Origin of the sequence: Endozoicomonas sp., from assembly GCF_051008435.1 — a bacterium.
Taxonomy (GTDB): domain Bacteria; phylum Pseudomonadota; class Gammaproteobacteria; order Pseudomonadales; family Endozoicomonadaceae; genus Endozoicomonas_A.
The window spans coordinates 1-4,774 of record NZ_JBPCXO010000578.1 but is presented as its reverse complement, the minus strand read 5'-3'; the positions used below and the strand labels follow the sequence as shown (position 1 = coordinate 4,774).

6 protein-coding genes are annotated in these 4,774 nt (G+C 46.2%); 3 read left to right on the top strand and 3 right to left on the bottom strand.

The features are described from left to right. Window positions 1-147: 147 nt before the first annotated feature. From ACR2PX_RS29555 to ACR2PX_RS29545, 3 genes are all read right to left on the bottom strand, one after another. Complete coding sequence (locus tag ACR2PX_RS29555; RefSeq protein ID WP_434002931.1) at window positions 148-633, bottom strand: hypothetical protein; 486 nt, start codon at window positions 631-633, stop codon at window positions 148-150. A gap of 332 nt (window positions 634-965) precedes the next feature. After that, window positions 966-1,490, bottom strand: coding sequence for a DUF2878 domain-containing protein (locus ACR2PX_RS29550; protein ID WP_434002930.1), 525 nt, complete (start codon window positions 1,488-1,490; stop codon window positions 966-968). 12 nt (window positions 1,491-1,502) lie between these two features. Beyond that, window positions 1,503-2,900, bottom strand: a complete 1,398-nt coding sequence (locus ACR2PX_RS29545; RefSeq protein ID WP_434002929.1) for a PLP-dependent aminotransferase family protein — start codon at window positions 2,898-2,900, stop codon at window positions 1,503-1,505. Window positions 2,901-3,022: 122 nt separating this feature from the next. Here ACR2PX_RS29545 and ACR2PX_RS29540 point away from each other — a divergent pair, with 122 nt between their 5' ends. The 3 genes from ACR2PX_RS29540 to ACR2PX_RS29530 are packed head-to-tail and all read left to right on the top strand — an operon-like array spanning window position 3,023 to window position 4,568. Continuing rightward, a complete protein-coding gene (locus ACR2PX_RS29540) occupies window positions 3,023-3,178 on the top strand; it encodes a hypothetical protein (RefSeq protein WP_434002928.1) in 156 nt (51 codons plus the stop codon). Beyond that, a complete protein-coding gene (locus ACR2PX_RS29535) occupies window positions 3,175-3,765 on the top strand; it encodes an alanyl-tRNA editing protein (RefSeq protein WP_434002927.1) in 591 nt (196 codons plus the stop codon). Before ACR2PX_RS29540 ends, ACR2PX_RS29535 begins: the two co-directional genes overlap by 4 nt. After that, entirely contained in the window at window positions 3,762-4,568 is an 807-nt protein-coding gene (locus ACR2PX_RS29530) for a PhzF family phenazine biosynthesis protein (RefSeq protein ID WP_434002926.1), read from the top strand. The genes ACR2PX_RS29535 and ACR2PX_RS29530 overlap by 4 nt, the downstream gene beginning before the upstream one ends. Window positions 4,569-4,774: the final 206 nt, after the last annotated feature.

The following is a 4,774-nucleotide window of genomic DNA, read 5'->3' as shown; positions in this document are numbered from 1 at the left end:
GGAGTGAAGCTCAGTAAAGCTGAATTGAAGGAAATTCAACCTTACATCATACGAAACCCTGAGTTACGAAAGTGGGATGTTGCTATTGTGCCAGAGCCGGTAAATTATTAATTGCTGTACCCCTAAGAAGAACGATTGCAATACACGTTAGTCATCCAGTTCTGAAGAAAGCAATTGCTTGTAGGCAAAAACAATCTTGATAGAGGGTCTTTTCAGAATCTTTTGAATCCAGAAGCTGAACCACTCTGATGCATCCATAGATTCTTCTTCATAATCAAATACAGTCGGCAGGTATTCAATCGCACGGGCATTCTCTTCGTCATCAATAACAGAGAAAAGCAAGCCGGGAGGGTTGGCAATACCGTCATTACTTAACCAAGGCTGACAGAAAAAGCTAATTTCAATATCCATCGACCAGAGTTTGAAGTTCTTACTGACAATTAGTTTGAAACGGGCCTTATTTTTGGTTTTTCCCTGTTTAGGTATAAAATCAAGGGGTTCTACCCGGGCTGGCATTTTACGAACATTCAGGCCTTCTATGGGCTGAGTGCCGGATTCGTACCAGGACTTGATATCAGCTGCCTTTTGATTCAGAAAATCGCTGGCATTAACAGGGGATGCTGAGACGGTCATCAAATACGTTCCTTTGTTATTGTTCGTGCGTTATGGAATCTAACGCTCATCACCTGACGATGCTGTCAGGCTACACAGAAATGACTGTATCTTGCAATATTTTATGTATAGAAAATGAAACTTTTATGTAAACGTTTCTGATAATGACCCTGATTAGTGCAAAACCCTGAGTAAAGAATCAGGTTGTAGTGGTTTTTAAGTATGAATAGTATTTGAGTCAGTCTTTCATCAGAATTGATGGGGAAAAATGATCTTCTTCCCTTATGTTTGATGGATTATGAAGTCAATAAAGCAGGCTTATCGAGTGGATAAGCCTGATGATGGAATAATGATTATTGTGGATTCTGTCGTTGATATTTTTCCAGCCAGATATCAGAGAATGTCAGGATAATATTGATCATAACCGTTGCAGATAAGGCAAGAATACTGACGGCCTGCCAGGTGGGTAGATAGGAAGAAACAGGCGTAAAATTTATTAATGCACTGTAATGTCCAGCGGTTAAAACAATAATCAACACGTTACCGGTCAGTCTGTTTTTAGCTGTCCAGCTTAAACTGTGGCGAATGGTAATCCCTAACATAATCCAGACGCAGGCCAGCCAGGACGGAAGAATTCGACTGTCTCCCAAAAAGTTAAGAAGGCTGAAATTACTCATCACACTGTCCAGAGCACTTCCCAGAATGAGTGTGATGACCAGAATCTCCCGTTCTTTTTTCCAGGAACCGGAAGTGGAAAAATGTACCATCAGGATGATTACGCTGGCAGCAACAGCCCAGATTGACTGAGTTGCCAGGCAAATCAGCCAACCTGCTAAAGCCAGAATACCGTTAAACCAGGAATAATTTAGTCGTTTCATCTAAAAAACCATTTAAAAGACGATGGGTCTCAAAATCGGATTGGGGTCAGAGGCTAGCATGTCGCTGATCGTTTCCAGGCCTCTTCTGAGTCGATCCCTTGATGATGGACTGCTGATACAGATTCTAACTGCCTGAGGTGCAGCTGAGCTGCCAACTGCGAAAACTTCAGAATGCAGTACTTTAACATTTTTACTTTCAAGCTGTTGTACAAATGTTTCTGCTCGCCAGGGTTCAGGCAGTTTGAGCCAGGCATGAAAGCTGTAGGGCTGTGATTGAATATCCAGATGCCCGATGGTTTCTTTCAGAATTTGTTGACGATGCAGTATTTCTTCCCGTTGCCAGGCGGTCAGTTGCCAGGCTTCTCCGGAATCAATCCATTCCGTTGCTACTTCAGACATTAACGGTGGTGCGCTCCAGCAGTTGTTGCGCATGGCTATCCTGATTTTCTGGTTCAGGTCATCAGAACTGCAGATAAATCCAACTCTCAGTCCTCCTGCCAGAGATTTGGAAAAGCTCGAGGTGTATACCACTCGTTCTGGTGCAAGGCTGTATAGAGAGGGGAGCCGGTTTTCAGGCGGAATGAATTGAACGTCGTCTTCCAGAATTACAAGCTTATGTAAGGCGGCAACATCCAGAATCTCCTGACGTCGGCCCAATGGCATCAGAGTAGCAGTAGGGTTTTGAAGGTTCGGCATCAGATAAAGAAGGCGTGGCTTGAACTGATGGCAACATTGATCCAGAGCCTGGGGGGTTAAGCCATGCTGGTCCATGGCTAATCCCATGTGACGAAGCTGCCATTGTCTGGCGGCATTGATAAAACCAGGGTAAGTCAGGTGCTCTGAAGCGATAATATCACCGGGCCTCAGAAGTCCCTGGAGGGTAAGCATGTTGGCATTCTGTCCACCGGAAGTGATCAGGATCTTATCAGGATCAGCTTCCATTCCGTGATAACGCATCCAGCGAGCCATTGATTCCCTGTGCCTGGCAATGCCGGTTTCCGGGTGATAATCCAGCAGGGTGGAAAGGTGTTCCCATTCTTCAGCAATAGAAGCCAGGCTTTTTGCCAGAATCTGTTCCCTGCGGGCGGGAACTGGCAGGCTGAGACTCAGATCTATGAGATCGGATTCCTGGGGCTCAGGGACTGAGAAGTCTCTTTTCTCCCATACTTTTCCAAGAATAAAAGTACCGCTGCCTACTCTTGCGGTAACCAGTCGTCGACGCTCAGCCTCGGCGTAGCCTCGGGTGACAGTACCGATGGTAACGCCCAGCTGGTCAGCCAGAGAGCGGTGGGTGGGTAATCGATCACCACTGCTCAACTCGCCTTCGGTTATGGCCACTTCTATGGCGTCAGCCAGAGCTTTGTATTTGGGTCCGGAAAAACGATCCAGATTAGGATGCCAATCAATCATACTTTCAACGATTTATTATAATTGTCATGGTGACAATAAAAGAATTGAACCATTTTAGGCAGCATCTAAACTGCAATCAACTTGAAAGTTAAAATAAAAACTAAATTGTATGGTGACAATTTATGCCGAATGATCCTATGTCTTACACTCTTGATCCTTATCTGAAACAGCTTCAGACGATTGTCCTTGAGGCATCAGAAAATCATTTGGTACTGGCCGATACGATTTTCTATCCCACGGGGGGGGTGGTCAGCCGGGTGACACAGGAAGCCTGGTGACCCAGAGTGGAGAAACTGTGAAAGTGAGTGACACTCGTCGATGCAGGGAATCAGGGAGAGTGCTGCATATTCTGGATGAGCCTGCTGTTTCATTGAACCCAGGCGACTCAGTCACTTTGGAGCTGGACTGGGAAAGAAGGTATGCCCATATGCGTATGCATACCTGCCTGCATCTGCTGTGTGCTGTTATTCCTGAGAGTGTAACCGGTGGAGGTATGACGGATCAGAAGGGCAGGCTGGATTTTTGCCTGAAGGATGGACTGCCAGATAAGCAACAACTGACTGATGCCTTGAATGACTTGATCGCAAAGGATCTGCCGGTTTCTGTAGAGATGCTTGATGAAAGCATTCTTGATGAACAGCCTGAGCTGGTCAAAACCATGTCAGTACAGCCACCTCGAGGAGCCGGACAGCTCAGAATGATTCGGGTTCATGAAACCGATTTTCAGCCATGCGGGGGTACTCATGTTACAAGGACTGGAGAAATAGGGCCGGTCAGAGTTGCCAGGGTTGAAAGTAAGGGCAAGCAAAACAAGAGAGTCCAGATCGTGTTTGACCGCACTACAGTAAAGGAAAGTGAACAATGAAAGTGCTTCCAATTTATCAGGTGGATGCTTTTACCAGTGAGTTGTTTGGAGGGAATCCTGCAGCCATTTGTCCTGTTGAAGAGGCTCTTTCAGATGAGCTCATGCAGAGTATTGCACTGGAGAATAATCTTTCAGAAACCGCCTTTATTTCAGGAGCGGATGGAAACTACCACATTCGCTGGTTCACGCCAGGAACAGAAGTCAGCCTTTGTGGGCATGCGACACTGGCAGCCAGTTATGTGATCCGACATGAACTGGGAGACCGTTCTGAAGAGTTGTCTTTTAAAAGTTTGTCCGGTGTTTTGAAGGTAAGGTTTAAAGAAGATCTGATCGAGCTGGATTTCCCTGCAGCCTCTTATTCGCAGGAACCGGTTCCAGAGGAAGTGGCCAGTTTGCTTCCCTTTGAAGCGATGGATTCAAGGTTTAACAGGGATGATCTGCTGATTATTGCACCGGATGAAGCAACGGTGGCTCAGCTTGATCTGGATTTTACCGGGCTGAAAAACAGCAGGGTGCGAGGTGTGGTCATTTCAGCCCGTTCAGAAAGAGTAGGGGTAGACTTTGTTTCCCGCTGGTTTGGTGGACCCGAAGTAGCCATTAAAGAAGATCCGGTTACCGGGTCAGCTCATACTATGCTAACGCCATATTGGTCTGATTATCTAGACAAGAAAGTACTCAGTGCAGAGCAGATTTCCCAGAGAAAGGGGCATCTTGAGTGTGAGTGGGTTGAGAACAGGGTTTTGCTTCGTGGTAAAGCAGTGCTCTATCTGAAAGGCCAGATAAGAATACCGGGAGGTTCATAATGACTGGTGAGTTGAGTATCGTTTTGTGGCCCCTGCTGGCGTTTGCTTTTTCCAGTACGGTTACGCCCGGACCCAATAATGCCTTAAGTCCCGCTTAACGATCTGAAGAAGTAAGACAGAATGAACTGAAAGGAGCGCCCTCTGTGCTGTTCAGGCAAAATACCTGTGTTAATAACAATGCACTTGCAAGGTGCTACACAGGGACG

Coding starts and splice junctions, on each gene's coding strand:
- ACR2PX_RS29555 (WP_434002931.1), bottom strand. CDS start 633: ATGACCGTCTCAGCATCCCCTGTTAATGCCAGCGATTTTCTGAATCAA.
- ACR2PX_RS29550 (WP_434002930.1), bottom strand. CDS start 1,490: ATGAAACGACTAAATTATTCCTGGTTTAACGGTATTCTGGCTTTAGCA.
- ACR2PX_RS29545 (WP_434002929.1), bottom strand. CDS start 2,900: ATGATTGATTGGCATCCTAATCTGGATCGTTTTTCCGGACCCAAATAC.
- ACR2PX_RS29540 (WP_434002928.1), top strand. CDS start 3,023: ATGCCGAATGATCCTATGTCTTACACTCTTGATCCTTATCTGAAACAG.
- ACR2PX_RS29530 (WP_434002926.1), top strand. CDS start 3,762: ATGAAAGTGCTTCCAATTTATCAGGTGGATGCTTTTACCAGTGAGTTG.